We start from the raw sequence: 22,737 nt of genomic DNA, 5'->3' as shown, positions 1-22,737 counted from the left end.
GAGTGAGGCGGACGCCGGGCGGGGCAGGCGGCGGATCGGTCAGACGCCGTGCTCGACGGGCAGCCGCCCGTTGCGCACCGCCGTCAGCAGGTCGGCGTGGTCGGCCTCGGTGCGGTCGGCGTAGGCCACCGCGAAAGCGGCGACGGCCTCGTCCAGCGCCTCGCTCTTGCCGCAGTACCCGGCCAGCAGGCCCGGGTCGGCGGTGTGCGAGTGCGCCCGGGCCAGCAGGGCGCCGGTGATCCGGGCGTAGTCGTCCAGCTGGCCAGGCAGCAGCGCCGCCGGGTCGACGCTGCCCTTGCGGTTGCGGAACTGCCGTACCTGGTACGGGAGTCCGTCGACCGTGGTCCAGCCCAGCAGGGTGTCGCTGACCACCTGCATGTGCTTCTGGCCGAGCACCACCCGGCGGCCCTCGTGCCCGTCCGCCGCGGGCCGCGGCCCGGCCGGCAGGTACGGCAGCAGCGCCGACGGGCGGGCCTCCTTCACTTGCAGCACCAGCGGCTGGTCCCGGTGGTCGGTGAGCAGTACCACGTACGAGCGGGTGCCCACGCTGCCGGTGCCCACCACCCGGAACGCCACGTCCTGCACCCGGTAGCGGGACAGCAGGGTGCGGACCTCGGCCGGAACCGTCTCGACGTACGGGCCGAGCGCGTGCGCGACGGCGCGGGCGGTCGCGTCGGTCACCTCGGTGAGCACCGGGGGAGCGGCCGTGAACCGCCAACCGCCGTCCGCGGTACGGGCGGTGCTGCGGGCGGCGAACCGGGCGCTGGTGTTGCCGAGCGCCTTCGCGCCGACCTTGCGCAGCACCTCGGCGAGGTCGTGCGCCTCGGCGAAGGAGACCAGCTGCTCGTCCGCGATCGCGTTCCAGGCGTCCAGCCCGGGCAGCTTGGCGAGCGTGCGCACCGTCCGGCGGTAGGAGCCCGCCACGTGCTGGGCGGCCTCGCGCGCGGTGGTCTCGCTCGCCCCGGCCTCCCGGGCGGCCAGCACCAGGCTGGCGGCGAGCCGCTTGAGGTCCCACTCCCAGGGGCCGGGGACGGTCTCGTCGAAGTCGTTGATGTCCAGCACGATCTGGCCGCGCGCGTCGCCGTACAGGCCGAAGTTCGCGGCGTGCGCGTCCCCGCAGAGCTGCGCGCCCACCCCGGTCACCGGGGTGCCCGCGAGGTCGGCGGCCATCAGCCCGGCCGAGCCGCGCAGGAACGCGAACGGGCCGGCGGCCATCCGGCCGACCCGGATCGGCACCAGCCGGGCTATTCGGCCGGCGTTGGAGGCCTCCAGCGCGGTCACGGCCGTCGGCCGGTCGGGTGCGGGCGCGAACTCCGCGTGCCGCTCCCGGGGCACCAGGGTCCGCAGCTCCTTGCCGCGCTCCCGCGCCCGCCCGTCCTGCGCCGGGGCGAACCCGGCCACCGCGAACCCGCGCCGGGTCCGCTCGTCCCGCCCCGCCGCCGACCCCGACCCGGCCGCCTCGGCCCCACCCACGTGCGCCACTGTCCCCGCCCGTCCCTTCCGGTCCTCGCCCCGCCCGCGACCTGCGCGGACGTTTCATCGGGGGGAGTGACGTACGGGGTGGCGCGGTGGTTCCGGGAGGGGAGGGTCCGCTTGCGGGTCGCGGGGGTGGTGCGGGGGCGGCGGGGCGTGCGTGGGGCGCGGGGCCGGGGCGGAGCCCGTGGGGTGCGGGGTAGCGTGGGGCGGGTGAACGATCTTGGGGGGAGCGGTTCCCGGGCGCTTCGGCGCACGCGCCTGGCGGCCGCGTCGGCGGCGGCGCTGACCGTGGCGGCCGGGCTGGGGGTGCGGGCCGTGTTCGGCGGGGACTTCGCCAAGTGCGCCGGGGACGCGCTCTACACCGTCCTCCTGTACGCCCTGCTCGTGCTGGCCGCGCCGAGGCTGCGCCCCGGCCGGGCCGCCGCCGTGGCCGCCGCGCTCAGCTGGGCCGTGGAGCTGTTCCAGCTGACCGGACTGCCGGACGCCTGGGGGCGGCACAGCACCCTGGCCCGGCTGGTGCTGGGCTCGACCTTCAACCCGCCGGACCTGCTCTGGTACCTGGTCGGCGCGGGCTGCGCCGGGGTGCTCCACCGGGTGCTGCGGACCTCCCGGGTCGCGGCACCCGGCGGAGCCGTCTGAACGCGGCCGACCGGGCCGGGCGAGCGGCCTGACTGACCGTCAGAGCGGGAGCAGGTCCGGCCGCTTGGGCTCGACGTGGTCGCCCGAGGACTCGCCGCGCAGGCGCCGGCCGACCCAGGGCAGCAGGTACTCGCGGGCCCACTGGATGTTCTCCCGCCGCTGGTCGGCGGGGGTGAGCGCCTGGGCGTCCGGCCACGGGGCCTCCGGGTCCTGCGCGGTGCGCAGGCCCAGCGAGCGGGCGGCCAGCAGGGCGACCCGCTGATGCCCCTCGGGGGACAGGTGCAGGCGGTCCTCGCTCCACGCGCGGCGGTCCTGCACCGCGCGCAGCGACCACAGGTCGGCCACCTTGCAGCCGTTGCGGTCGGCGACGGCGCGCATGTGCCCGTTGTAGGTGGCGATCTTGCCGCGCAGGTGCTTCAGCAGCGGCACGTCCTTGGTGTCGAAGCCGGTGCAGATCAGCACCGTCCCGGCGCTTTCGGTGAGTTGGACGACGGCGGCCTCGAAGCGCTCGGCCACCTCGTCCGGGTCGGCGCCCGGTCGGAGGATGTCGTTGCCGCCCGCGCAGAAGGTGACCAGGTCGGGCTGGAGGCGCTGGACCTGCGGCACCTGCTCGGCGGTGATCTGGTCCAGCAGCCGGCCGCGCACCGCGAGGTTGGCGTAGCGGAAGGCGCCCGGCGGGCGCCCGTCGGCGAGGATCCCGGCGAGGCGGTCGGCCCAGCCGGCGAACCTGCCGTCGACGCCGGGGTCGTTCAGACCCTCGGTGAAGCTGTCGCCGATGGCGGCATACGAATCGAGGTCAAGGGTCTCCTGGAGATTCGGCATGAAAGAGATAGTTCACCCAATCAAGTGACCTACGCCACCGTAGGTGACTCCGGCGGCACGTGAGATGGACCACGTGCCCCCGTGGGCCCCTCCCGCCCGCAGAGAGCCGGTCCCCGGAAAGCACAAGATCCGCGCTCCCTTCCGCTTTCCGGCCAGCCCGGCGGATGCTCGAAGGGAGCGGCCGGTCCGGCCGCCGTCCTCCCGGGGGAAGGCACCCATGACCACCGACCCGCGCCCCGACCCGCCCGAGAACTGGTCCATCGACGACCGGTGCACCAACTGCGACGTCGCCCGGCAGCTCGCGCCCGACCTGGTCCGCGAGCACGCGGGCCGCTCGGTGCTGGTCCGCCAGCCGCGCGACGCGGCCGAGCGCCGGCAGCTGCTCGCCGCCGCCCACGCCTGCCCGACCCGTTCCATCCGCCCGGGCACCGGGCCGCTGGACCGGGTCGGGGACCCGTTCCCGCTGGCCCTCGCCGACGACCTGCTGCTGCTCGGCCACAACTCCCGGCAGACCGCGGGCGCCAACTCCTACCTCTGCCGCCGTCCCACCGGCTGGGTGATGGTCGACACGCCGCGCTACAGCGAGGCCCTGGCCGCCCGGTACGCCGCGCTCGGCCCGGTCACCGACGTCCTGCTCACGCACCGCGACCACGCCGCGCACGGACGGGCGTACGCCGACCGGTTCGGCGCCCGGCTCTGGATCCACGAGGGCGATCTGGCGGCCGCCCCCGACGCCGACCGGGTGCTGCGCGGCACCGCGCCGACGGAGGTCTCGCCCGGCCTGGTCGCCCACCCGTTCCCCGGCCACACCCGGGGCAGCGTGCTCTTCCTCGCGGACGAGCGGTACTGCTTCAGCGGGGACAGCCTGTACTGGTCCCGCACCACCGGGGACATCGAGGTGGCGGAGTCGGTCACCTGGTACTCGATCGAGGAGCTCGCCGCCTCGCTGCGGCGCGGCCTCGGCGTGCTGCGCTTCGAGTGGCTGCTGCCCGGCCACGGCGACCGGCGCCGGATGCCCGCGGAGGAGGCGGACCGCCGGCTGCGGTCGCTGGCCGAGCGGTGCCGGGAGCTGCGGCCGAGGCCCGTGGACTTCGGCGCGGTCCGCTGGTAGCCGGCGGCCCGCCGGTACGGGACGGCCTGCCGCTGGCCGGTGGCCGGTGGCCGGTGGCGCGGTCCGCCGGCCGGCGCCGGAGGGTCGGTGCGCCGGTGCCTGCGCCGGGTGCGCGGGGGCGTGCGACCGCCGGGAGCGCCCACCCGGGTGTGCGAACGGTTCCGTCGGGGCAGCCGCCTTGGGAACGAAGGTGTTCGGCCCCGTGAACCCCGAACTCCGTGCGACGAACTCCCCGCGATCCAAGGATGGTTGAGCCATGCTCACGCAGACCCCGGAGCGCCACGCCCGGCCTCGGCGCTACCTGATGTGCCGGCCGACGCACTTCACCGTGGACTACGCGATCAACCCGTGGATGGACCCCGCCCAGCCCACCGACACCGCGCTCGCCCTGCGCCAGTGGGAGCGGCTCTACTGGACGTACCGCCGGCTCGGCCACACCGTCGAGCTGATCGACCCGGTGCCCGGCCTGCCCGACATGGTGTACGCCGCCAACGGCGCCACCGTCCTGGACGGCCGTGCCCTGGTCGCCACCTTCCGCTACCCGGAGCGGGCCGCCGAGTCGGAGGCCTACCTGGCCTGGTTCCGGGAGCGCGGCTACCGCGAGGTGCGCCGGGCCGGGCACGTCAACGAGGGCGAGGGCGACCACCTGGTGGTGGGCCGCCGGGTGCTCGCCGGGACGGGCTTCCGCACCTCGCGCGCCGCGCACGCCGAGGCCGGGGAGCTGTTCGGCGTCCCGGTGGTCAGCCTGACTCTGGTCGACCCGCGCTTCTACCACCTGGACACCGCGCTGGCGGTGCTCGCCGACGACCACGTCATGTACTACCCGGAGGCCTTCGACGCCGACAGCCGTTCGGTGCTGCGCGCGCTCTACCCGGACGCGATCCTCGCCGACCGGGCCGACGCCGAGGTGTTCGGGCTCAACGCGGTCTCGGACGGCCGCCGGGTGCTGCTGCCGGAGGCCGCCAAGAACCTGGCCGGCCGGCTGACCGAGCACGGCTACCAGCCCGTCCCGGTGGACGTCTCGGAGCTGCTGAAGGGCGGCGGCGGGGCGAAGTGCTGCACCCTGGAGCTCAGGCCGGAGTGACGGTGCCGCCCCCGGTGCCGCCCCGGATGCCGTGCCGGGCGTCGTCCGGCTCCGGCGCCGCGGTGACCAGCAGCACCTCCAGGGTGCGCGGCCCGTGCACCCCCTCCACCCGGTCCAGCTCGATGTCGCTGGTGGCGGACGGCCCCGAGATCCAGGTCTGCGGCCGTACCGGATCGAGCCGGGGCAGTGCGAGCGGCACCGAGGCGACGACCTGCTCCGGGGCCCGCACCACGCAGACGTGGTGGTCGGGGACGAGCGAGAGCAGCCGTCGCCCCTGGCCCGGTCCGGCGTCCAGCACGATCGTCCCGGTCTCGGCGACGGCCAGCGCGCAGCCGGTCACCACGCTGTCCACGGCGTCCAGCCGGGTGGCGGTCAGCGTCCCGTCGTCCGGGAGGAGTTCGACCCCCTCGGCCTCGGCCGCGGTGAGCCAGTCGGCCGGCAGCCCGGTCGGCACCACGACCGTCCGGCTGCCCCGCTCGACCAGCAACCCGGCGATCCGCCGCGGCAGTTCGTCCTCGTGGCAGCGGTGCACCAGGGCCCGGTAGTCGGCCAGGTTGCGGTGCAGCAGGTCGAGCACCGCCGCCGGGTCGTCCGTCGGAACGTGCGCCGTCAGGTAGTCGCGGGGCGGCGGCTGTTCGGCCACCCCGGCGGCGTCGCCGAGGGCGGCCCGGATCCGGCCGAGCACCAACTCCCGGGAGTTCGACGGACGTTCGGGCCGGTCGGGCCGGTCGGATGCGGTCATGTGCGGTTCCTCCGCCACCAGTCGCGGAACGGTTCGGCCGGCACCTCCGGCAGGTCCCGGGTGTCGGTCCAGGCCCGCCCCGGCCCGGGCAGCCGGCGCGGGTGCAGCGACCGGGTGCGCCCGGCCAGCCGCTCGGCGGCGGCGAGCGCCGCCGGGTGGTCCAGCACGAACCCGGCGGCGGCCATCGCGGCCCGCTCCAGCGGGTGCCCGCCCTGCTCGGCGACCCGCTCGCGCAGGTGCACCAGCACCTCGGGGATGTCGATCGCCACCGGGCAGACCTCGTAGCAGGCCCCGCAGAGCGAGGAGGCGTACGGCAGCGAGGCGTCCACCGGGCTCGCGGTGCCGCGCAGTTGGGGCGTCAGGATGGCGCCGATCGGCCCCGGGTAGACCGAGCCGTAGGCGTGCCCGCCGGCCCGCTCGTACACCGGGCAGACGTTGAGGCAGGCCGAGCAGCGGATGCAGCGCAGCGCCTGGCGGCCGACCTGGTCGGCGAGCGCGGCGGTGCGGCCGTTGTCCAGCAGCACCAGGTGGAACTCGGACGGGCCGTCGCCCTCCGTCGTCCCGGTCCAGAGCGAGGTGTACGGGTTCATCCGCTCGGCGGTGGAGGAGCGGGGGAGCAGCTGGAGGAAGACCTCCAGGTCCCGCCAGGTCGGCACGACCTTCTCGATCCCGACCACCGAGATCAGCGTGCGCGGCAGGGTGAGGCACATCCGGCCGTTGCCCTCGGACTCGACCACCACCAGGGTGCCGGTCTCGGCGACCATGAAGTTGGCGCCGGAGACGGCGACTTCGGCGCGCAGGAACTTCTCCCGCAGGTGCAGCCGGGCGGCCTCGGCGAGTTCGGCGGGCGAGTCGGTGAGGCCCCTGGGCGCCGGGCGGCCCCAGGAGGCCATCCGGTCCGCGAAGACCTGCCGGATCTCCGCCCGGTTGCGGTGGATCGCCGGCACCAGGATGTGCGAGGGCCGGTCGTCGCCCAACTGCACGATCAGCTCGGCGAGATCGGTCTCGTAGGCGGTGATCCCCTCGGCCGCCAGCGCCTCGTTGAGCTCGATCTCCTGGGTGGCCATCGACTTGACCTTGACGACCTCGGTCCGCCCGGTGGCCTTGACCAGTCCGGCGACGATCCGGTTGGCCTCCTCGGCGTCGGCGGCCCAGTGCACGGTGCCGCCGGCCGCCGTGACGGACTCCTCCAACTGCACCAGGTAGCGGTCGAGGTGGCGCAGCGTGTGGTCCTTGATCGCCTTCCCGGCGGCGCGCAGCCGGTCCCAGTCGGCGAGTTCGGCGACCGCCCGGGCCCGCTTGTCGCGGATGGTGTGGGTGGCGTGCCGCAGGTTGGCGCGCAGCCGCTCGTCCCGTACGGCCTTGGCGGCGGCCTGCGGGAAGGCGGGCATGCCGAGGAACGTACCGCTCACACGGGCCTCCAGGGGTGCTCCTCGGTACTGGCCAGGATCTCCGCCAGGTGCAGCGGCCGCAGCGGCGCGCCCCGGCGGCGCAGGGTGCCGCCGAGGTGCAGCAGGCAGGAGTTGTCGGCGCCGCAGAGCACGCGGGCGCCGGTGCCGAGCGCGTTGGCGATCTTGTCCTCGGCCATGGCCGCCGAGACCGCCGCGTTCTTGACCGCGAAGGTGCCGCCGAAGCCGCAGCACTCCTCGGCCCCGGGCAGCTCGACCAGCTCCAGGCCCTCGACGGCGCCCAGCAGCCGGCGCGGGCGCCCGCCGAGGCCGAGCAGGCGCAGGCCGTGGCAGGAGGGGTGGTAGGTGACGGTGTGCGGGAAGTACGCGCCGACGTCCTCGACGCCGAGCACGTCGGTCAGGAACTCGGTCAGCTCGACCACCCGGGGCACCAGGTGGGTGGCCAGGTCGGCGAGTTCGGTGCCCCGGCCCTCGGTCGCGGCCCTGGCGCCGATCCGGGGGTAGTTGTCCCGGACCATCGCCACGCAGGAGCCCGAGGGCGTCACCACGTGGTCGTACCCGGCGAAGGCCTTCGCGGTCCGTCGGACCAGCGGCTCGCAGCCCCTGCGGTAGCCGGTGTTGTACTGCGGCTGCCCGCAGCAGGTCTGCCCGGCGGGGAAGTCCACCGTCACGCCGAGCCGTTCCAGCAGCCGGACGGTGGCCACCGCCGTGGCGGGGAACAGCGCGTCGTTGACGCAGGTGGCGAACAGCGCGACCCGCATCCGGGCTCCCTTCTGCCGAACCGGACCCCGCTGGCCGCCCGAACCGCCGGACGGCCGAACTGCCGGACGCCGGAAGCCGAACGGCACCGGACCGCTCGTGATCGTACCGAGCGGACCGGTGCCGCGGTGGGACTTCGGCCGTGCGACCTCGGCCGGGGTGCTCAGCCCGGGCTGGGCCTCACGGCCTCACGGCCTCAGGCGCCGAGCCAGAGGTCCGGCCCGAACACCTCGTAGTGGATGTCCGCCGCCGGGACGCCCGCGGTCAGCAGCTGCTCGCGGACGGCGCGCAGGAAGGGGAGCGGCCCGCAGAGGTAGGCGGTGGTGCCGGCCGGGACCTCGACGGTGGAGAGGTCCACCAGGCCGGTGCGCTCGGCCGGCCACTCGCCGAGCGGCCGCTCGTAGAAGACGTGCGAGTCCGCGTTCGGCAGGTCGGCGGTGAGCCGTGCCAGTTCGGCCCGGAAGGCGTGGCTCAGCTGGTCGCGGTCGCCGTGGACGGAGACGATCCGCCGGGTGGAGCCGGTGGTGGCGAGGTGGTCGAGCATGGCGGTCATCGGGGTGTTGCCGATGCCGGCGGAGGCGAGCAGCACCGGGCCGTCGCCGTCGGCCAGGGCGATGTCGCCCAGCGGGGGCGCCAGTTCGACGGGGTCGCCGGCCTTCAGGTGGTCGTGCAGGTGGCCGGAGACCTCGCCGCCGTCCTCGCGCTTGACGCTGAAGCGCAGGGCGCCGTCGGCGCCGCCGGAGAGGCTGTACTGGCGGATCTGCCGGGCGCCGTCGGCCAGTTCGGTGCGCACCGAGACGTACTGGCCGGGGCGGAAGGCCGGGACGGGGCGGCCGTCGGCGGGGCGGACCAGGTAGCTGGTGACGGCCTCGGTCTCCTGGTGGCGGGCGATCACGGTGTAGGGGCGCCACAGGTCGGCCGGGTCGCCGCCGGCGGCGGCCTCGGCGCGCAGCCGGTCCTCGACGGCGATCAGCGCGTTGGCCATCAGCCAGTAGACCTCGTCCCAGGCGGCGGCGACCTCGGGGGTGACGGCCTCGCCGAGCACCTCCACGATGGCGGCGAACAGGTGCTCGTGGACGATCTTGTACTGGCTGCTGTCGATGCCGACCGAGACGTGCTTGTGGGCGATGCGGGCGAGCATCGCGTCCGGCCGCTGGTCCGGGTCGGCGATCAGGGCGGTGGCGAAGGCGGCTATCGAGCCGGCCAGCGCCTCGCGCTGGGTGCCGTTGGCCTGGTTGCCCCGGTTGAAGAGGTCGCGCAGCAGCTCCGGGTGCGCGGCGAACAGCCGGTCGTAGAAGCGCGGGGTGATGTCGCCGATGGCGGCGCCCACGACGGGCAGGGTGGCCTCGATGACCTCGGTGGACTTCGCGGACAGCATCAGTCGGGCTCCTAACTGGTATCTGAGATTCGCATTAAAGGCTGTGAAAGAGGCGCGCGGCCCCGGTGGGCCGATCGGCCGGTGGGTCCGGCGGTCTCGGTGGATCAGGCGGTGCCGGTGACGCCGGTGGGTCAGGCGGTGTCGGCGGGTCTCGCGGTGAGGCTGAGCAGGACCGGCCCGGTGGGGGAGGCCACCAGGTCGTCGATGGAGAGGTGGTCGAGCGCGGCGAAGAACGCCTCCTGGGCGCCCCGCAGCGCTCCGCGCAGCCGGCACGCGGCCCGCAGCGGGCAGGGCGGGTCGTCCTCGCAGCCGACCACGTCGCCGACCCCCTCCAGCTCCCGCAGCAGTAGTCCGAGTGAACCGGTCCGCCCGGCGAAGGTGAGCATCAGCCCGCCGCCGCGACCGCGCCGGGCCTCCACCACGCCCAGGTGCTGCAGTCGGCTGACCACCTTCGCCGCGTGGGTGTACGGCACGCCGACGGACGCGGCCACCTCGCGGGTGGTCGGGTTGTCGCCCTCGCCCAGGACGGCCAGTCGCATGGCGATCCGCAGGGCGATGTCGGTGCTCTTGGTCAGCCTCACGTTCGGAACGCTATCGAATGCGACTCCGCAACTCCAATTTTCTGCACGACGTCGATCGAGACCCCGGTCACGTCGATCCGGAGCCCTCGGCCCGGTCGGGGCCGTGGCGGGTCCGTGCACCCTCGCGCGGTGATCGGATCTGAACATTTGGCGACATTAGTAGTCACTCCCTGACGGAAAGTCAGGGCGGCTTCTACGCTTCCCCCGGCTCCGAACCCACCACAGCACCACCACACGTTCGTCCGTGCCGAGCAGTTGGAGAGACCCGTGAGAACACCCCGCACACCCCGTCGTACCCGGACGGCCGTGGCCGCGATATCCGCGACCACGGCCGCACTGCTGTCGCTGCCCGCGACCGCCGAGGCCGTCACACCGCCGCCGGCCGTCGCCGCGCACCTGGCGGTGGCGCCGTACCCGGCGGGCGTCGCGCTGACGCCGGACGGTGGCCACGCCTATGTGACCAGCCAGAGCAGCGGCGCCGTCAGCGTGCTCGACACCGCGAGCAACACCGTGTCCGGCGGCTTCACCGCCGGGTCCGGCTCGTACGCCGTGGCCGTGTCGCCCGACGGGCACCGGGCCTACCTGACCCACCACCTGGACAACACCGTCAGCGTCGTGGACACCGCGACCGACGCCGTCACCGCGACCGTCCCGGTCGGCGCCCAGCCCTGGGGCCTCGCCCTCGCGCCGAACGGCTCCCGCGCCTACGTGAGCAACGCCGCCGCCAACACCGTCAGCGTGCTGGACACGTCGTCCGACACCGTGACCGCGACCGTGCCGGTCGGCGCCGAGCCGCACGGCCTGGCCGTCTCCCCGGACGGCACCCGGCTGTACGTCGCCGCGTCCGGCGCCAAGGCCGTCACCGTGGTCGACACCGCGAGCGGCACGGTGAGCGGCACCGTCCCGGTCGGCCACGGCGTCTTCGGCCTCGCGCTCAGCCCGGACGGCACCCGGCTGTGGACCGCCGACGGCGACGACGGCACCGCCGCCGTGATCGACACCGCGGCCGGTACGGTCCTCGGCACCGTCGCCGTCGGCTCCGGCCCCTACGCGGTGACCGTCTCCCCGGACGGTACGGCGGCCTACGTCTCCAACTACGCCGACAACACCCTGAGCGTGGTGGACACCGCGAGCCGGACGGTCGCCGCGACCGTCCCGGTGGGCGCCAGCCCGTACAGCCTGGCCCTGACCGCCGACGGGCGGCACGGCTACCTCGCCGACTTCACCGGCAGCGCCGTCGACGTGGTGACCTTCCCGCTGCCGGTGCCGGACGTGACCGCGATCAGCCCGAACGGCGGCTCCGGGACGGGCGGCACCGCGGTGACCATCACCGGCACCGACCTGGCCGGCGCCACCGCCGTGACCTTCGGCGCGGCCGGTGCCGCCACCTCGTTCAGCTGCACGAAGACCAGCTGCACCGCGACCGCCCCCGCCACCACCGTCGCCGGAGCCGTGGACGTGCGGGTCACCGGGCCCGGCGGCACCAGCGCGGCCGTCGCCGCCGACCGCTTCACCTACACGGCTCCGGCCGCCCACCTGGGCGTCGCGCTCACCGCGACCCCGGTCACCGGGCTGCTCTCCAGCCGGGTCGACTACACCGTCACCCTCACCGGCCAGGGCCCCGACCCGGTGACCACGGCCACCGTCGCCGCCGACCTGCCCGCCGGGCTGACCACGACCTCCGGCGACTGCACCGTCGCCGCCGGGAAGCTCAGCTGCGCGCTGACCGCGCCGCTGGCCAAGGGCGCGAGCACCACCCGGCACTTCTCGGTCGGCGTCGGCCTGCTCACCCTGCTCCGCAGCTGGGACGTCACCGTGGCGCGCACCGCCGGGGCGCCCGCCGACCCGTCGCCCGCCACCAGCCGGGCCACCCGCAGCTGCTCCGCGGTGCTCGGGCTGCTGATCACCTGCAAGTAGCGCACGGGCAGCCGCCCCCGGGCCCCGCCGGAACCCTCCGGCGGGGCCCGGGGCGCGAAAAGCCCTGGACCAAGTGTCCGATCCGGACGTACAGTCCAGGCATGTCCTCGGAAAACCCCGACCCCCGCGTGCGGACCTGGTCCCCGGTCTGCCGCGCGGTGGCCCTGCTGCTCGGCCCGTACGCCGAGGTCGTACTGCACGACACCGCCACCGACCGGGTCCTCGCCGTCTGGAACCCGATGACCCCCCGGGCCCCCGGCGACCCGTCACTGCTCGGCGAGCTCGACGGGATCGACCCCTCCGCCCCCGACGTCTACGGCCCGTACGCGAAGCTGCTGCCCGACGGACGCCGGCTCTCCTCCGTCAGCGCCGTACTGCGCGACGACGACGGGAAGCCCACCGCGGTGCTCTGCGTCAACCTCGACCGCGGCCCGCTGGAGCAGGCCGCCGCCCTGCTGGCCGGCTTCGCCGCCCCCACCGCGCCGCGCCCCGAACCGCTCTTCGAGCGCGACTGGACCGAGCGGATCAACGACGTGGTCGGCGGGTACGTCCGCGCCCAGGGCCGCCCGCTGGAGCGCTTCACCCGCGAGGACCGGCTCGCCGTCCTGGGCGAACTCGACCGGGCGGGCGTGTTCGCCGTCCGGCGCGCCGTCCCCGTCGTCGCCACCGCGCTGCGGATCTCCCGCTCCAGCGCCTACAGCCTGCTCGCCGAGCTCAAGCAGCACCCCGCGGGCCCCGGCGAGGAGGACCACCAGTGACCAGGCTCCCCGACTTCCGGCTCGAAACCCACTTCTCGCGCTGGGAGTTCACCGCCCGCCACCACCTCACCGCCTCCGACGCGCAGACCATGACGACGGCCGAGCTGCTCGCCCTGGCGGGCCCCGAGGACCGCGAGGCCTGGGACACCCTGGCCCTCGGCTACACCGAGACCTTCGGCGACCCCGGGCTGCGCCGCGCCGTCGCCGGGATGTACGAGCGGGTCGGCGAGGACGACGTGATCTGCTTCGGCGGCGCCCAGGAGGGGCTCAACCTCGCCATGCAGGTCCTGCTCGAACCGGGCGACCACGCGGTGGTGCTGACCCCGAACTACCAGTCCGCCGAGACCGTCCCGCTCTCGCTCTGCGAGGTCACCGGCGTCGCGCTGGACCCGGAGCGGGACTGGGCGCTGGACCTGGACGCGGTCGAGGCGGCGCTGCGGCCGAACACCAGGGTGCTGTCGGTCAACTTCCCGAACAACCCGACCGGCACGGTGATCGACGCCGCCGACTTCGTCCGGCTGGCCGAGCTCTGCGACGAGCGCGGCATCCGGCTGTTCTCGGACGAGGTCTACCGCGGCCTGGAGCGCGACCCGGCCCGCGCCCTGCCGCAGGCCGCCGACCTCTCCGAGCGGGCCCTCTCGCTCAACGTGACCTCCAAGTCGCTCGGCCTGCCCGGCCTGCCCGGCCTGCGGATCGGCTGGATCGCCTGCCGGGACCAGGAGCTGCGCTCGCGCCTGGAGCGGGCCAAGCACTACACCACGATCTGCAACTCGGCGCCGAGCGAGGTGCTGGCCCGGATCGCGATCACCGCCCGCGACCGCATCCTGGCCCGCAACCGCGCGATCATCGCCGGGAACCTGCCGCTGTTCGACGCCTTCTTCGCCGAGTTCGCCGACCTCTTCGAGTGGCGCGCGCCGGACGGCGGCTGCGTCGCCTTCCCGCGCTACCTGGGCCCGGACGGCGTGGAGGAGTTCTGCACCGCGCTGGTCGAGCAGGCGGGCGTGCTGCTGCTGCCCGCCGGGATCTTCCGCTCGGAGCTGACCCCGACCCCGGTCGACCGGTTCCGGATCGGCGTCGGCCGCCGCGACCCGGGCCCGGGCCTGGCGGCCTTCGCCGACTGGCTCCGCAAGCGCTGAGCGGCGCTTCCCGTGCTGAGCGGTGCTCCCCGTGCTGAGCGGTGCTCGCGGAACTGAGCGGTGCTTCCGTACGGCGAAACGGCCGGGGCGCCGGCCACCGAGGGGAGTCGGTGGCCGGCGCCCCGGCCGTCACGGCCGTCAAGGCCGCTGCCCGGGAGCGCTCAGAGCTTCTGCCAGGCCGGCTTGGCCGCGTAGGTGTCGCGGAAGTAGTCGGCGAGCTTGAGGCGGGAGGCGGCCGCCTCGTCCACCACGACGGTGGCGTGCGGGTGCAGCTGCAGCGCCGAGGCGGGGACGACCGCGGAGAGCGGGCCCTCGACGGCGAGCGCGACGGCCTCGGCCTTGGCCTCGTCGGTGGCGAGCAGGACCAGGTGGCGGGCCTCCAGGATGGTGCCGATGCCCTGGGTGATGACGTGGTGCGGGACCTCGTCGAGGCTGTCGAAGAAGCGGGCGTTGTCCTCGCGGGTCTGCCGGGTCAGGGTCTTGATCCGGGTCCGGGAGGAGAGCGAGGAGCAGGGCTCGTTGAAGCCGATGTGGCCGTCCGTGCCGATGCCGAGCAGCTGGAGGTCGACGCCGCCGGCCTCGGCCAGCGCGCGGTCGTAGGCGGTGGCCGCCGCGGCGATGTCGGAGGCGTTGCCGTCCGGGCCCAGGAAGGAGTCCTCGGTCAGGCCGAGCGGCTCCACGACCTCGCGCAGCACCACCGAGCGGTAGGACTCCGGGTGGCCGGCGGGCAGGCCGACGTACTCGTCCAGCTGGCAGATGCGCGCCTCGGCGGCGTCCAGTCGGCCGTCGCGGACCCGCTCGGCCAGGGCCTGGTAGATCGGCAGCGGGGTCGAGCCGGTGGCCACGCCGAGCAGGGCGTCGGGCTTGTCGGTCAGCAGATCGGTGATCGCCGCGGCGATGAGTTCGCCGGCCGCACGGGCGTCAGGGACGATCACGATTTCCATACTGGGTCCACCGTTCTGAGGCGAGGCTGAGGTCTAGACCTCCAAGGTCTAGACCAGTTTGCCGTGAAGGGGTGCCCCAGGTCCACCCGGGTCCGCGTTCCGGATGATCTCCGCCACCGCCTCTTCTGCCTGATCGGGACGGCTGCCGCCCGATCAGGACGACCGGGGCCGGTCGTCGGGATGGGATGTCCCGGCGGCCGGCCCCGGTGGTGGTGCCCTCTACTGCTTCCCGCCCCCTGGTCGTCCGGACGGCTGCCCGGTCGTACGGACGGCGTGGGGGTGGCGGGTGCGGCGCCTCGGCGGCCCCGCGATCAGAACGGGCGGGTACAGGTGGTGACCTGCTTGGCGACGTCCAGCGCGGGGCCGGCGGTCGCGCAGATCATGCGGGGGGCGCCGGCGGTCACCCGCGGGGTGACCGCCTTGGCGGAGCCGAACCGGACGGTGGTCGCGGAGGCGACCGCCTCCCAGGGGCTGCCCCAGGCGGCCTGGGTGCGGACCTCGACCCGAACCAGCGTCAACTGGCCCGGGTCCGCGCTGACCTGGGCGACGCCGACGATGCCGGCGCCGTCGGCCTGGTGCGAGATGCAGGGCTGGTTGAGCACCGTGGCGCAGAGCGCGGTGTCGGTGTCGGACGTCGCGGTGGCCGCTATGGCCGGGGCCGCCGTCAGGCCGGCGATCCCTGCCGCCGCCATCACCACAGCTGCGATCCGAGCGCGCATGATACGAACCTCCTTGGAAATTAAGGGAATCTCACTCCTTGAGATGAGTCTTGCACACATCGTGAACGTGTTGTGTGTGCGTTGCGTCACACTCATGGTGACCGTTCAACTACATCCTGCAACCATTCCTTATCTGTTCAGCACACGGACAACTCCAGTCCTGACGGATGATCAGTTCATGGGCGGAAAAGGGCGGTTCCTCACCCGTCCGGGTGGCGGGTTTGCCCCCGGGGCGAATAGGACGGATACCATCGACCCCATCCCACGGAGGTATCGACCCGATCCCACGGAGGTGCCGCGTGGACACGGTCATCGTCCAACTGCCCGGCCCCGGGCCCGGGATGAGGCCCGGTGGGGCCCCCGGCCTGCTGCGGATGGGCCCGGGCGAGACCGCGGTGTTCGGGCGCGGGGAGCCCGGCCGACCGGTCCCCATCCCACTGCCCGACCAGGGCGTCTCCCGCCGGGCGGGGGAGGTGGTCGCGGCCGAGGACTACTGGCGGCTGTCCAACTTCAGCACCTCGGCCACCTACGTGGTGGAGAACCTGGAGGGCGCGGGGGAGCACGTCAAGGTCGCGCCCGGCCGGCTCGGCGCCCCCGTCCCGTTCGAACTCTCCCGGGTGCTGCTGCCCGCGCTCGGCGAGCCCGCGGCCTTCAAGGTCTTCGCCCCGCAGCACGCCTACCTCGACGGGCGGCCCGGCGGCGCCGACGGCGAGCACACCGTCAGCCCGTTCGCCCTGGACCCGACCGCCAAGTACTTCCTGGTCCTGCTCGCGCTCTGCGAGCCCCGGCTGCGCTCGCCCTCCGCCGCCGCCGTCCCCGGGGTGACCGAGGTGCTCGCCCGGCTGCGCGCCCTGCCCGGCTGCCGCGGGCTGAGCCGCTCGGCGGTCAACTACCACATCGACTACCTGGTGGAGGCCAAGCTGCGGCTGCGCGAGCCGTACGAGGAAGGGCCGGCCGGCGGCAAGCGCGAGGAACTGGTGGCGCTGGCGCTGAAGTTCGACCTCGTCCGGGAGGAGCACCTGGCCCTGCTCCCGCCCCGGCGCCCGGTCGCCCGGCCGTGACGCCCGGCGCCCCGTCCGAGCCGTCGCCGCGGTCCGAGCCGGAGCCGTCGCCGCGGTCCGAGCCCGGGCCGGAGCCGGGTTCCGACCCCGGGCCGTCCGGGGGCCCGTCCTTCGCGGTCCCGGAGGGCTACCCGATCGCCGGCTACCGCCTCGGCGCCTTCCTCGGCGCGGGTGCCTGGGGCAGTGTGTACGCAGCCGAGGGCCCCGACGGGAGCCAGGCCGCCGTCAAGATCCTCGGCGCGGCCCGGTTCGCCCCCGGCCAGCGCCGGACCGTGGCCCGGATGGCCCGCAGTGAACAGCGTTTCAGCCGCCGCGCCGACCACCCCCACCTGATCCGAACCCTCGCCGTGGCCACCGTCGAGGACCCGGACCACCCGGCGCTCGACGGTGCCGTCGCCCTGGTGATGGAACGCGCCGCCGGCAGCCTCCAGGACCTGCTGGGCGAGGCCCGCCCCGGTGCGGCGGTGCCCGGCGCCGAGCGGATCCTGGCCGAGGTCTGCGCGGGGCTGAGCCACATGCACCGGGTCGGCTGGGTGCACGGGGACCTGAAACCGGCCAATGTCCTGCTGATGCCCGACGGCACCGCGAAGATCGCCGACTTCGGCCTCACCGCCGAGCTGGAGGGCACCCACGCCTACGCCCCGCCGCTGGGCTCGCCCGACCACGTCCCGCCCGAGTGGTGGTCCGAGCGCACCGGCGCCCGCGGCATCGCGGTGCGTCCGAGTGCCGACGTCTGGGCGTTCGGGGTGATCGCCCACCAGGTGCTCACCGGCGGCCTGCACCCCTTCCTCGGCGCCACCTGCCGGGCCCGCTCGCTGGCCGCCCAGGCGTACGCGCGGGGCGCCGCGCCGCTGCGGCTGGACGAGGCGCTGCCGGTGCGCTGGCGGCCGGTGGTCGCCGCCTGCCTCGCCCCCGGGCGGGAGGAGCGGATCCGGACCGGGCCGGCCGGGCTGGCGGCGCTGGTCGCCCGGGCCGCCGCCGTTCCGGGCCGGGGCCGTCGGGCCGCTGTCCGGGTCGCCGTCCAGGCCGCCGTCCGGTCCGGCGCGGGCCTGCTCGCCTGCGGGCTCGCCGTCCTCGTCCTGGCCGGTGGCCCGGAGTCCGGCGGTCCGGGCGCGGCTGAGCGCGCGGCGCCCCCGCCGCCCGGCGCGATCCCGGCCGGATCGGACGTCCCGGTGGCCTATCGGGGCATGATCGAGACCGCGGCGCGGCGCTGCCCCGAGCCGGAGGTCACCCCGGTGCTGCTGGCCGCCATGCTGAAGGCCGAGAGCGGCTTCGACCCGAAGGCCGCCCGCCCGGAGACCGGCGAGTACGGCATCGCCCTGTGGACGCCCTCCGTCTTCGAGGCCTGGGGCAAGGCCGCCACCCATGCCGGTCCGAAGTCGTACTGGGACCCGGGCGACGCGATCGCCGCGATGGGCAACTACGCCTGCTGGCTCGACCAGCAGATAAAGCGCCACGGCTTCACCCGCGACCTGCCCGCCCTGGTCGCGGCGGCCTACCGGACCAGCGACAAGACCGTGGCGACCGCCGGGGGCGTCCCGGAACGGCTTCGGCGACATGTCGACAAAGTGCTTCAGTACCTTCATGGCTACGGTGGGTGACTGCCGAATTGGGATGAGTTATGCCACATCCCTATGTATCCGGCGCGGGCACCCGGGTGACGGGCCTCCGGTCTGGGATCCTCGGCGGCATGATCACGAAGCTCCGCGCGGCTCTCGCGCAATGGACCGTCGTCGTCCCGGTGGTGTCGTTCCTCGTCCTCGCCCTGACCTGGCACAAGGAACTCCCCGGCTGGGTGGTGGCGGTGGTCGCCTGCTTCCTGGTGGGCGCCGTGCTGTCGGCCGTGCACCACGCGGAGGTGATCGCGCACTGGTCGGGGGAGCCCTTCGGGTCACTGGTCCTCGCCGTGGCGGTCACCGTGATCGAGGTCGCGCTGATCGTGACGCTGATGGCCGACGGCGGGGACAAGTCCTCCACCCTGGCCCGGGACACCGTCTTCGCCGCCGTGATGATCACCTGCAACGGCATCCTCGGACTGTCCATCCTGGTCGCCGCCGTCAAGTACCGGACCGCCGTCTTCAACGCCGAGGGCACCGGCGCCGCGCTGGCCTGCATCGCCACCCTCGCGACCCTCAGCCTGGTGCTGCCGACCTTCACCACCAGCTCGCCCGGCCCCCAGTTCTCGACCACCCAGCTCACCTTCGCGGCCACCGCCTCACTGGTGGTCTACGGCCTGTTCGTGGCCACCCAGACCGTCCGGCACCGCGACTACTTCCTGCCCGTCACCCCCGAGGGCCGGGTGCTGGCCGAGGAGGAGCACGCCTCCCCGCCCACCCTCCGGGCCGCCGGGATCAGCCTGCTGCTGCTCGCCGTCGCCCTGGTGGCGGTGGTGGGCCTGGCCAAGGGCGTGTCGCCGACCATCGAGAAGGCGGTGGACGACGCCGGGCTGCCGCACGCCGTGGTCGGCGTCGTGATCGCCATGATGGTGCTGCTGCCGGAGACCATCGCGGCGCTGCGCGCGGCCGTCCGCAACCGGGTGCAGACCAGCCTCAACCTCGCCCTCGGCTCGGCGCTCGCCAGCATCGGCCTGACCATCCCGGCGGTCGCGATCGCCTCCACCTGGCTCTCCGGCCCGCTCGTCCTCGGCCTCGACCCGGCGCACATGGTGCTGCTGAGCCTGACCATCGTGCTGCTCACCCTCACCGTCATCCCGCGCCGGGCGACCCCGCTGCAGGGCGCGGTGCACCTGGCGGTGCTGGCGGGGTACGTGGTGCTGGCGCTGAACCCGTGAGGGCCCGCCGGCCGTAGTCGACAGTGGAAGCCCCTGCCACGTTCCCCCGTGCGGTCAGGGGCTTCCGCCGTTCCCGGGGCCGGATCGGGTGGTGCCGGTGGTGTCAGTGGGACTAGTGAGACCAGTGGGACTGGTGGTGAACCCGGGAGGCGGTGCCGGCCGTGGTACCGGATGAGGGCCCCGGTCCGCCCCCGTGGTCGGGGCCCTCGTCGAACCCGGCGCGACCGCCGTTGATCCCCCCGAGGGGTCCGCGCCGCGGAACGACGGAGAGCCCCTGGTCCCGCTGCTGCTCGCGGGCCGGGGGCTCGGTTGCGTCCGGGATCCGGCGTGGCGGGTGGACCCGTACGGCAGGGGTGGCCGGTATTGGCCGGTTCGCGGGGCGGCCTGCGTGTCGGGGCGGCGGGCGGGCGCCGGGGTTCTCTATCGTCCGTCCGGAACCGCCCAGTCCGAGGACTCCGTCGCGCGGACAGCCGATCCGACCCGTGGGAGAGTGCGATGCCCGGCCCAGAGCAGACCGTCCGGCCCGAGGAGACCGTCAGTGGCGGGGAGGCCGTCCAGGACGGGGGGAGCGCCGACGTCATCGTGGTCGGCGCCGGACCGGCCGGCTCCACCGCCGCCGCCCACCTCGCCCGGACCGGACTGGATGTCCTGCTGCTGGAGAAGTCCGCCTTCCCGCGCGAGAAGGTCTGCGGGGACGGCCTCACCCCGCGCGCCGTCAAGCAGTTGACCGACCTCGGCATCGACGTCTCCGAGGAGGCCGGCTGGCTGCACAACCGGGGCCTGCGGCTGATCTCCGGGCACCGCTCGGTGGAGTTCGACTGGCCCGAGCTCTCCGCCTACCCCGGGTACGGACTGGTCCGGCGCCGCGCCGACTTCGACGAACTGCTCGCCCGCAAGGCCGCCTCGCTCGGAGCCCGGGTGGTCGAACGCGCCAATGTGACGGGCCCGACGCTGGACGAGCGGACCGGCCGGATCACCGGGGTCACCGCCAAGCTGGGCGAGGAGCGCCGGCCGGTCGCCTACCGGGCCCCGGTCGTGGTCGCCGCCGACGGCAACTCCACCCGGCTGTCGGTGGCGATGCGGCGCTACCGCCGCACCGACCGCGCGATGGGCGTCGCGTACCGGACGTACTTCACCACCCCGAGGCACGACGACCGCTACCTGGAGGTCTGGCTCGATCTGCGCGACCCCGACGACCGGGCCCGGCGCCAGTTGCCCGGCTACGCCTGGGTGTTCGGCATGGGCGACGGCACCGCCAACGTCGGCCTCGGGGTCCTGGACACCGCCGGGACCGAGGCGGACTGGCGGGAGGTGCTGCGGCGCTGGTGCGACGGCCTGCCCCCGGAGTACGGCTACACCCCCGACGCGGTCACCGAGCCGATCCGCGGTGCCGCCCTGCCGATGGGCCTCAACCGCGCGCCCCACTACGCCGACGGCCTGCTGCTGATCGGCGACGCGGGCGGGACGGTCAGCCCGGGCACCGGCGAGGGCATCGCCTACGCGATGGAGTCCGGCCGCTACGCCGCCGAGACCATCGTCCAGGCCCTCGCCCGCCGCACCGACCGCGGTCGCGAACTCGCCCTGCGCGCCTACCCGCAGGCGCTGCGCTCCGCCTACGCGGGCTACTTCGCGCTCGGCCGCCTGGCCGCCGACATGCTGGGCCGCCCGAAGCTGCGCGGCGCGGCCGGGGCGGCCGGGCTCGGCCACCCGGCGCTGCTGAAGGCGGCGTTCCGGCTGATGGCCAACCTGACCGAGCCGAACTCCAAGGACGCCCTCGACCGGCTGCTCCACCTGCTCGGGCGGGTCACCCCGGGGAAGTGACCCGGGCGTGCCGGACCGCTCATCCTCGCGGACGGGCGGTCCCGGTGTCCCGGCTTTGGCCGAATCCGCTGAGTCGAACGCGCAGTCGCACGGATCATGTTGACGAATGATCAGATGATCCGATTGCCTGGTGTCGAACCAGCCACGGAGGGTGAGCACAACGCTCCTCCGTGGCTCCTTTTTCGACCGCTGACCCGTTCGACGGAGACACCGTGCGCCTTCGCCTTCGCCTGCTCGTCGCGCCGCTCGCCGCGGCCGCCGCCCTCACCGCCGTGACCGTCCCCGCCGCCGTCGCGGCCCCGGCGGCCACCCCCGCCGACCAGTGCTCCGCCGCCTTCCGCCACGACGACGCCCGCCTCGGCCCGGCCGACCTCCCGACCGCCGGGCCGGTCGGCCGCCAGCTCGTCGGCTACCAGCGCACCGGCGGCGCGGGCGAGCAGGACTTCCTGGCCAAGTACTACGACCCGGCCGGCAACGGCGGCAAGGGCGGCTGGATATACCCGCCGGCCGACGGCTACGTCACCCTGCCCGACGGCAGCCCGATCGAGTTCGACCTCACCCTCTACCCGAACCAGAACATCGACCGCTACGGCAGCGAGTACGGCGCCTACCTCGCCCCCGAGGGCCTGCCCTACGCCAGCCGCGCGCTCCCGCCGCAGAGCCTGGACGGCACCCCGCCGGCCGCCTGCAACTACCACGACTACAAGGTGGTCAAGGCCTTCACGGTGCACGCCGGCCCGATCGCTCCCTGGTTCAACCAGCCCGGCTGGGGCCTCCAGTACCAGCTCGACGCCACCCTGCTGCCCGGCGGCCCGGCCAAGCTGAACGTGCTCTGGCTGGTGGAGAACGGCTACCTGGCCCGGATCTGACCGCGCCCCGTCCGCCCGCCCGCTCCGTCCACGAGGGCGGAGCGGGCGGGCGAAGTCGGGAACCGGAATATTCGCTGGCGGGCCCGGGGGAGCGGGGGATAGGAAGACGGGATGACCATCAGCGATCCCGGCACCGCCCAGCGGCTGTTCCGCCCCACCGTCCTCGACCTCGGCGACGCCGTGCTGCGCCCGTGGGGGCCCGGCCTCGACGTGGCCGGCGGTATCGTGCCCGCCCTGCTCGCCGCCGCGGCGGACCCGGCCGTCGCCCGCTGGAACCCGCTCAGCGCCACCGGCCCGCTCGACCCGCAGGCCTACCTGGAGCGCTGCGAGGCGAGCTGGGCCGACGGCAGCGCGGCCCCCTTCGCCGTGATCGACGCCGCCGACGGCAGCCTCTGCGGCAACGCCTACCTGGGGTGGAGCAACCGGGACGACGGCGTGGCCATGGTCGGCTACTGGCTGCTCGCCGCGGCCCGCGGCCGGGGCCTGGCCACCCGGGCCACCACCGCCGTCACCCGCTGGGCGGTGGAGCACGCCGGCGCCCGCCGGATCGAGCTCTACCACGCCGTCGGCAACGAGGCCTCCTGCCGGGTCGCCGAGCGGGCCGCCTTCCCGTACGAGGGCACCCTGCGCGCCTCCTACACCTACGGCGGGGGCGTCTACACGGACGAGCACCTGCACGCCCGGCTGGCCTCGGACCCGTTCACGGACTGAGCGCCCGGC

At 74.7% G+C, this 22,737-nt stretch carries 21 protein-coding genes; 12 read left to right on the top strand and 9 right to left on the bottom strand.

All coding sequences use genetic code 11. The features are described 5' to 3' along the window. Nucleotides 1-39: 39 nt before the first annotated feature. Nucleotides 40-1,473, bottom strand: a complete 1,434-nt coding sequence (locus tag ACFY4B_RS13810) for a DUF2252 domain-containing protein (protein ID WP_387967935.1) — start codon at nt 1,471-1,473, stop codon at nt 40-42. A gap of 213 nt (nt 1,474-1,686) precedes the next feature. Between ACFY4B_RS13810 and ACFY4B_RS13805 the strand changes: the two genes are divergently transcribed. Further along, on the top strand, nt 1,687-2,115 hold the full coding sequence (locus tag ACFY4B_RS13805; RefSeq protein ID WP_387967933.1) for a DUF2809 domain-containing protein: 429 nt from the start codon (nt 1,687-1,689) through the stop codon (nt 2,113-2,115). Nucleotides 2,116-2,154: 39 nt separating this feature from the next. Here the strand turns inward: ACFY4B_RS13805 and ACFY4B_RS13800 are convergent, their stop codons facing one another. Beyond that, entirely contained in the window at nt 2,155-2,937 is a 783-nt protein-coding gene (locus tag ACFY4B_RS13800; protein WP_074004931.1) for an SGNH/GDSL hydrolase family protein, read from the bottom strand. Nucleotides 2,938-3,154: 217 nt separating this feature from the next. Here ACFY4B_RS13800 and ACFY4B_RS13795 point away from each other — a divergent pair, with 217 nt between their 5' ends. Together ACFY4B_RS13795 and ddaH are read left to right on the top strand one after the other, a co-directional pair. Next, nucleotides 3,155-4,048, top strand: coding sequence for a 4Fe-4S domain-containing protein (locus ACFY4B_RS13795; protein ID WP_387967930.1), 894 nt, complete (start codon nt 3,155-3,157; stop codon nt 4,046-4,048). 256 nt (nt 4,049-4,304) lie between these two features. Beyond that, nucleotides 4,305-5,132, top strand: coding sequence for a dimethylargininase (ddaH, locus tag ACFY4B_RS13790; RefSeq protein WP_049652461.1), 828 nt, complete (start codon nt 4,305-4,307; stop codon nt 5,130-5,132). Here the strand turns inward: ddaH and ACFY4B_RS13785 are convergent. From ACFY4B_RS13785 to ACFY4B_RS13765, 5 genes are all read right to left on the bottom strand, one after another. Next, entirely contained in the window at nt 5,119-5,874 is a 756-nt protein-coding gene (locus tag ACFY4B_RS13785) for a lactate utilization protein C (RefSeq protein WP_387967928.1), read from the bottom strand. The two genes, ddaH and ACFY4B_RS13785, sit on opposite strands and share 14 nt — an antisense overlap. Next, the gene (locus tag ACFY4B_RS13780) at nt 5,871-7,286 is read right to left on the bottom strand and encodes a lactate utilization protein B (RefSeq protein ID WP_387967926.1); all 1,416 of its coding nucleotides are present in this window, start codon (nt 7,284-7,286) and stop codon (nt 5,871-5,873) included. Before ACFY4B_RS13780 ends, ACFY4B_RS13785 begins: the two co-directional genes overlap by 4 nt. Further along, the gene (locus tag ACFY4B_RS13775) at nt 7,283-8,044 is read right to left on the bottom strand and encodes a (Fe-S)-binding protein (RefSeq protein ID WP_387967924.1); all 762 of its coding nucleotides are present in this window, start codon (nt 8,042-8,044) and stop codon (nt 7,283-7,285) included. Before ACFY4B_RS13775 ends, ACFY4B_RS13780 begins: the two co-directional genes overlap by 4 nt. 194 nt (nt 8,045-8,238) lie before the next feature. Further along, nucleotides 8,239-9,420, bottom strand: a complete 1,182-nt coding sequence (locus tag ACFY4B_RS13770) for a globin domain-containing protein (protein WP_049652452.1) — start codon at nt 9,418-9,420, stop codon at nt 8,239-8,241. 131 nt (nt 9,421-9,551) lie between these two features. Then, nucleotides 9,552-10,001, bottom strand: coding sequence for an Rrf2 family transcriptional regulator (locus tag ACFY4B_RS13765; protein WP_049652449.1), 450 nt, complete (start codon nt 9,999-10,001; stop codon nt 9,552-9,554). 306 nt (nt 10,002-10,307) lie between these two features. Here ACFY4B_RS13765 and ACFY4B_RS13760 point away from each other — a divergent pair, with 306 nt between their 5' ends. The 3 genes from ACFY4B_RS13760 to ACFY4B_RS13750 all read left to right on the top strand — a co-directional run bounded on the left by ACFY4B_RS13760 (nt 10,308) and on the right by ACFY4B_RS13750 (nt 13,812). Further along, nucleotides 10,308-11,918: a beta-propeller fold lactonase family protein gene (locus tag ACFY4B_RS13760; protein ID WP_387967921.1), complete on the top strand. Its 1,611-nt coding sequence runs from the start codon at nt 10,308-10,310 to the stop codon at nt 11,916-11,918. Between the two features lie 101 nt (nt 11,919-12,019). After that, nucleotides 12,020-12,676, top strand: coding sequence for a transcriptional regulator (locus ACFY4B_RS13755; RefSeq protein WP_049652446.1), 657 nt, complete (start codon nt 12,020-12,022; stop codon nt 12,674-12,676). Continuing rightward, nucleotides 12,673-13,812 carry an aminotransferase class I/II-fold pyridoxal phosphate-dependent enzyme gene (locus ACFY4B_RS13750; protein WP_387967919.1) on the top strand — a complete coding sequence of 380 codons (1,140 nt, stop codon included), beginning with the start codon at nt 12,673-12,675 and terminating at the stop codon, nt 13,810-13,812. The genes ACFY4B_RS13755 and ACFY4B_RS13750 overlap by 4 nt, the downstream gene beginning before the upstream one ends. Nucleotides 13,813-13,973: 161 nt before the next feature. Here ACFY4B_RS13750 and nagB read toward each other — a convergent pair whose 3' ends face one another. After that, on the bottom strand, nt 13,974-14,756 hold the full coding sequence (gene nagB / locus ACFY4B_RS13745; RefSeq protein WP_387967917.1) for a glucosamine-6-phosphate deaminase: 783 nt from the start codon (nt 14,754-14,756) through the stop codon (nt 13,974-13,976). Between the two features lie 311 nt (nt 14,757-15,067). Next, nucleotides 15,068-15,475 (bottom strand): hypothetical protein, encoded by a 408-nt coding sequence (locus ACFY4B_RS13740; protein WP_143204672.1) that lies wholly within the window; start codon nt 15,473-15,475, stop codon nt 15,068-15,070. Between the two features lie 299 nt (nt 15,476-15,774). On the opposite strand from ACFY4B_RS13740, the gene ACFY4B_RS13735 reads away from it, so the two are divergent. The 6 genes from ACFY4B_RS13735 (at nt 15,775) to ACFY4B_RS13710 (ending at nt 22,728) form a co-directional block, all read left to right on the top strand. Further along, nucleotides 15,775-16,536 carry a serine/threonine protein kinase gene (locus ACFY4B_RS13735; protein WP_380741498.1) on the top strand — a complete coding sequence of 254 codons (762 nt, stop codon included), beginning with the start codon at nt 15,775-15,777 and terminating at the stop codon, nt 16,534-16,536. Beyond that, a complete protein-coding gene (locus ACFY4B_RS13730; protein ID WP_387967915.1) occupies nt 16,533-18,137 on the top strand; it encodes a protein kinase in 1,605 nt (534 codons plus the stop codon). Before ACFY4B_RS13735 ends, ACFY4B_RS13730 begins: the two co-directional genes overlap by 4 nt. 89 nt (nt 18,138-18,226) lie before the next feature. Next, nucleotides 18,227-19,327: a calcium:proton antiporter gene (locus ACFY4B_RS13725; protein WP_074004922.1), complete on the top strand. Its 1,101-nt coding sequence runs from the start codon at nt 18,227-18,229 to the stop codon at nt 19,325-19,327. Nucleotides 19,328-19,822: 495 nt separating this feature from the next. Continuing rightward, nucleotides 19,823-21,148, top strand: a complete 1,326-nt coding sequence (locus ACFY4B_RS13720; protein WP_387967913.1) for a geranylgeranyl reductase family protein — start codon at nt 19,823-19,825, stop codon at nt 21,146-21,148. A gap of 212 nt (nt 21,149-21,360) precedes the next feature. Further along, on the top strand, nt 21,361-22,017 hold the full coding sequence (locus ACFY4B_RS13715; RefSeq protein WP_074004920.1) for a TNT domain-containing protein: 657 nt from the start codon (nt 21,361-21,363) through the stop codon (nt 22,015-22,017). A 111-nt stretch (nt 22,018-22,128) separates the two neighbouring features. Then, nucleotides 22,129-22,728, top strand: a complete 600-nt coding sequence (locus ACFY4B_RS13710; RefSeq protein WP_387967910.1) for a GNAT family N-acetyltransferase — start codon at nt 22,129-22,131, stop codon at nt 22,726-22,728. Nucleotides 22,729-22,737 lie beyond the last annotated feature (9 nt).

The sequence above is a fragment of the Kitasatospora sp. NPDC001261 genome, from assembly GCF_042896795.1.
In the GTDB taxonomy this organism is placed as follows: Bacteria; Actinomycetota; Actinomycetes; order Streptomycetales; family Streptomycetaceae; genus Kitasatospora.
This window is presented reverse-complemented; position numbering and strand designations above follow the sequence as displayed.

Excerpts from the sequence above, each read along its gene's own strand:
- ACFY4B_RS13785 (WP_387967928.1), bottom strand. The coding sequence starts at position 5,874 with ATGACCGCATCCGACCGGCCCGACCGGCCCGAACGTCCGTCGAACTCC.
- ACFY4B_RS13795 (WP_387967930.1), top strand. The coding sequence starts at position 3,155 with ATGACCACCGACCCGCGCCCCGACCCGCCCGAGAACTGGTCCATCGAC.
- ACFY4B_RS13800 (WP_074004931.1), bottom strand. The coding sequence starts at position 2,937 with ATGCCGAATCTCCAGGAGACCCTTGACCTCGATTCGTATGCCGCCATC.
- ACFY4B_RS13775 (WP_387967924.1), bottom strand. The coding sequence starts at position 8,044 with ATGCGGGTCGCGCTGTTCGCCACCTGCGTCAACGACGCGCTGTTCCCC.
- ddaH (WP_049652461.1), top strand. The coding sequence starts at position 4,305 with ATGCTCACGCAGACCCCGGAGCGCCACGCCCGGCCTCGGCGCTACCTG.
- ACFY4B_RS13720 (WP_387967913.1), top strand. The coding sequence starts at position 19,823 with ATGCCCGGCCCAGAGCAGACCGTCCGGCCCGAGGAGACCGTCAGTGGC.
- ACFY4B_RS13740 (WP_143204672.1), bottom strand. The coding sequence starts at position 15,475 with ATGCGCGCTCGGATCGCAGCTGTGGTGATGGCGGCGGCAGGGATCGCC.
- ACFY4B_RS13710 (WP_387967910.1), top strand. The coding sequence starts at position 22,129 with ATGACCATCAGCGATCCCGGCACCGCCCAGCGGCTGTTCCGCCCCACC.
- ACFY4B_RS13725 (WP_074004922.1), top strand. The coding sequence starts at position 18,227 with ATGATCACGAAGCTCCGCGCGGCTCTCGCGCAATGGACCGTCGTCGTC.
- ACFY4B_RS13770 (WP_049652452.1), bottom strand. The coding sequence starts at position 9,420 with ATGCTGTCCGCGAAGTCCACCGAGGTCATCGAGGCCACCCTGCCCGTC.
- ACFY4B_RS13755 (WP_049652446.1), top strand. The coding sequence starts at position 12,020 with ATGTCCTCGGAAAACCCCGACCCCCGCGTGCGGACCTGGTCCCCGGTC.
- nagB (WP_387967917.1), bottom strand. The coding sequence starts at position 14,756 with ATGGAAATCGTGATCGTCCCTGACGCCCGTGCGGCCGGCGAACTCATC.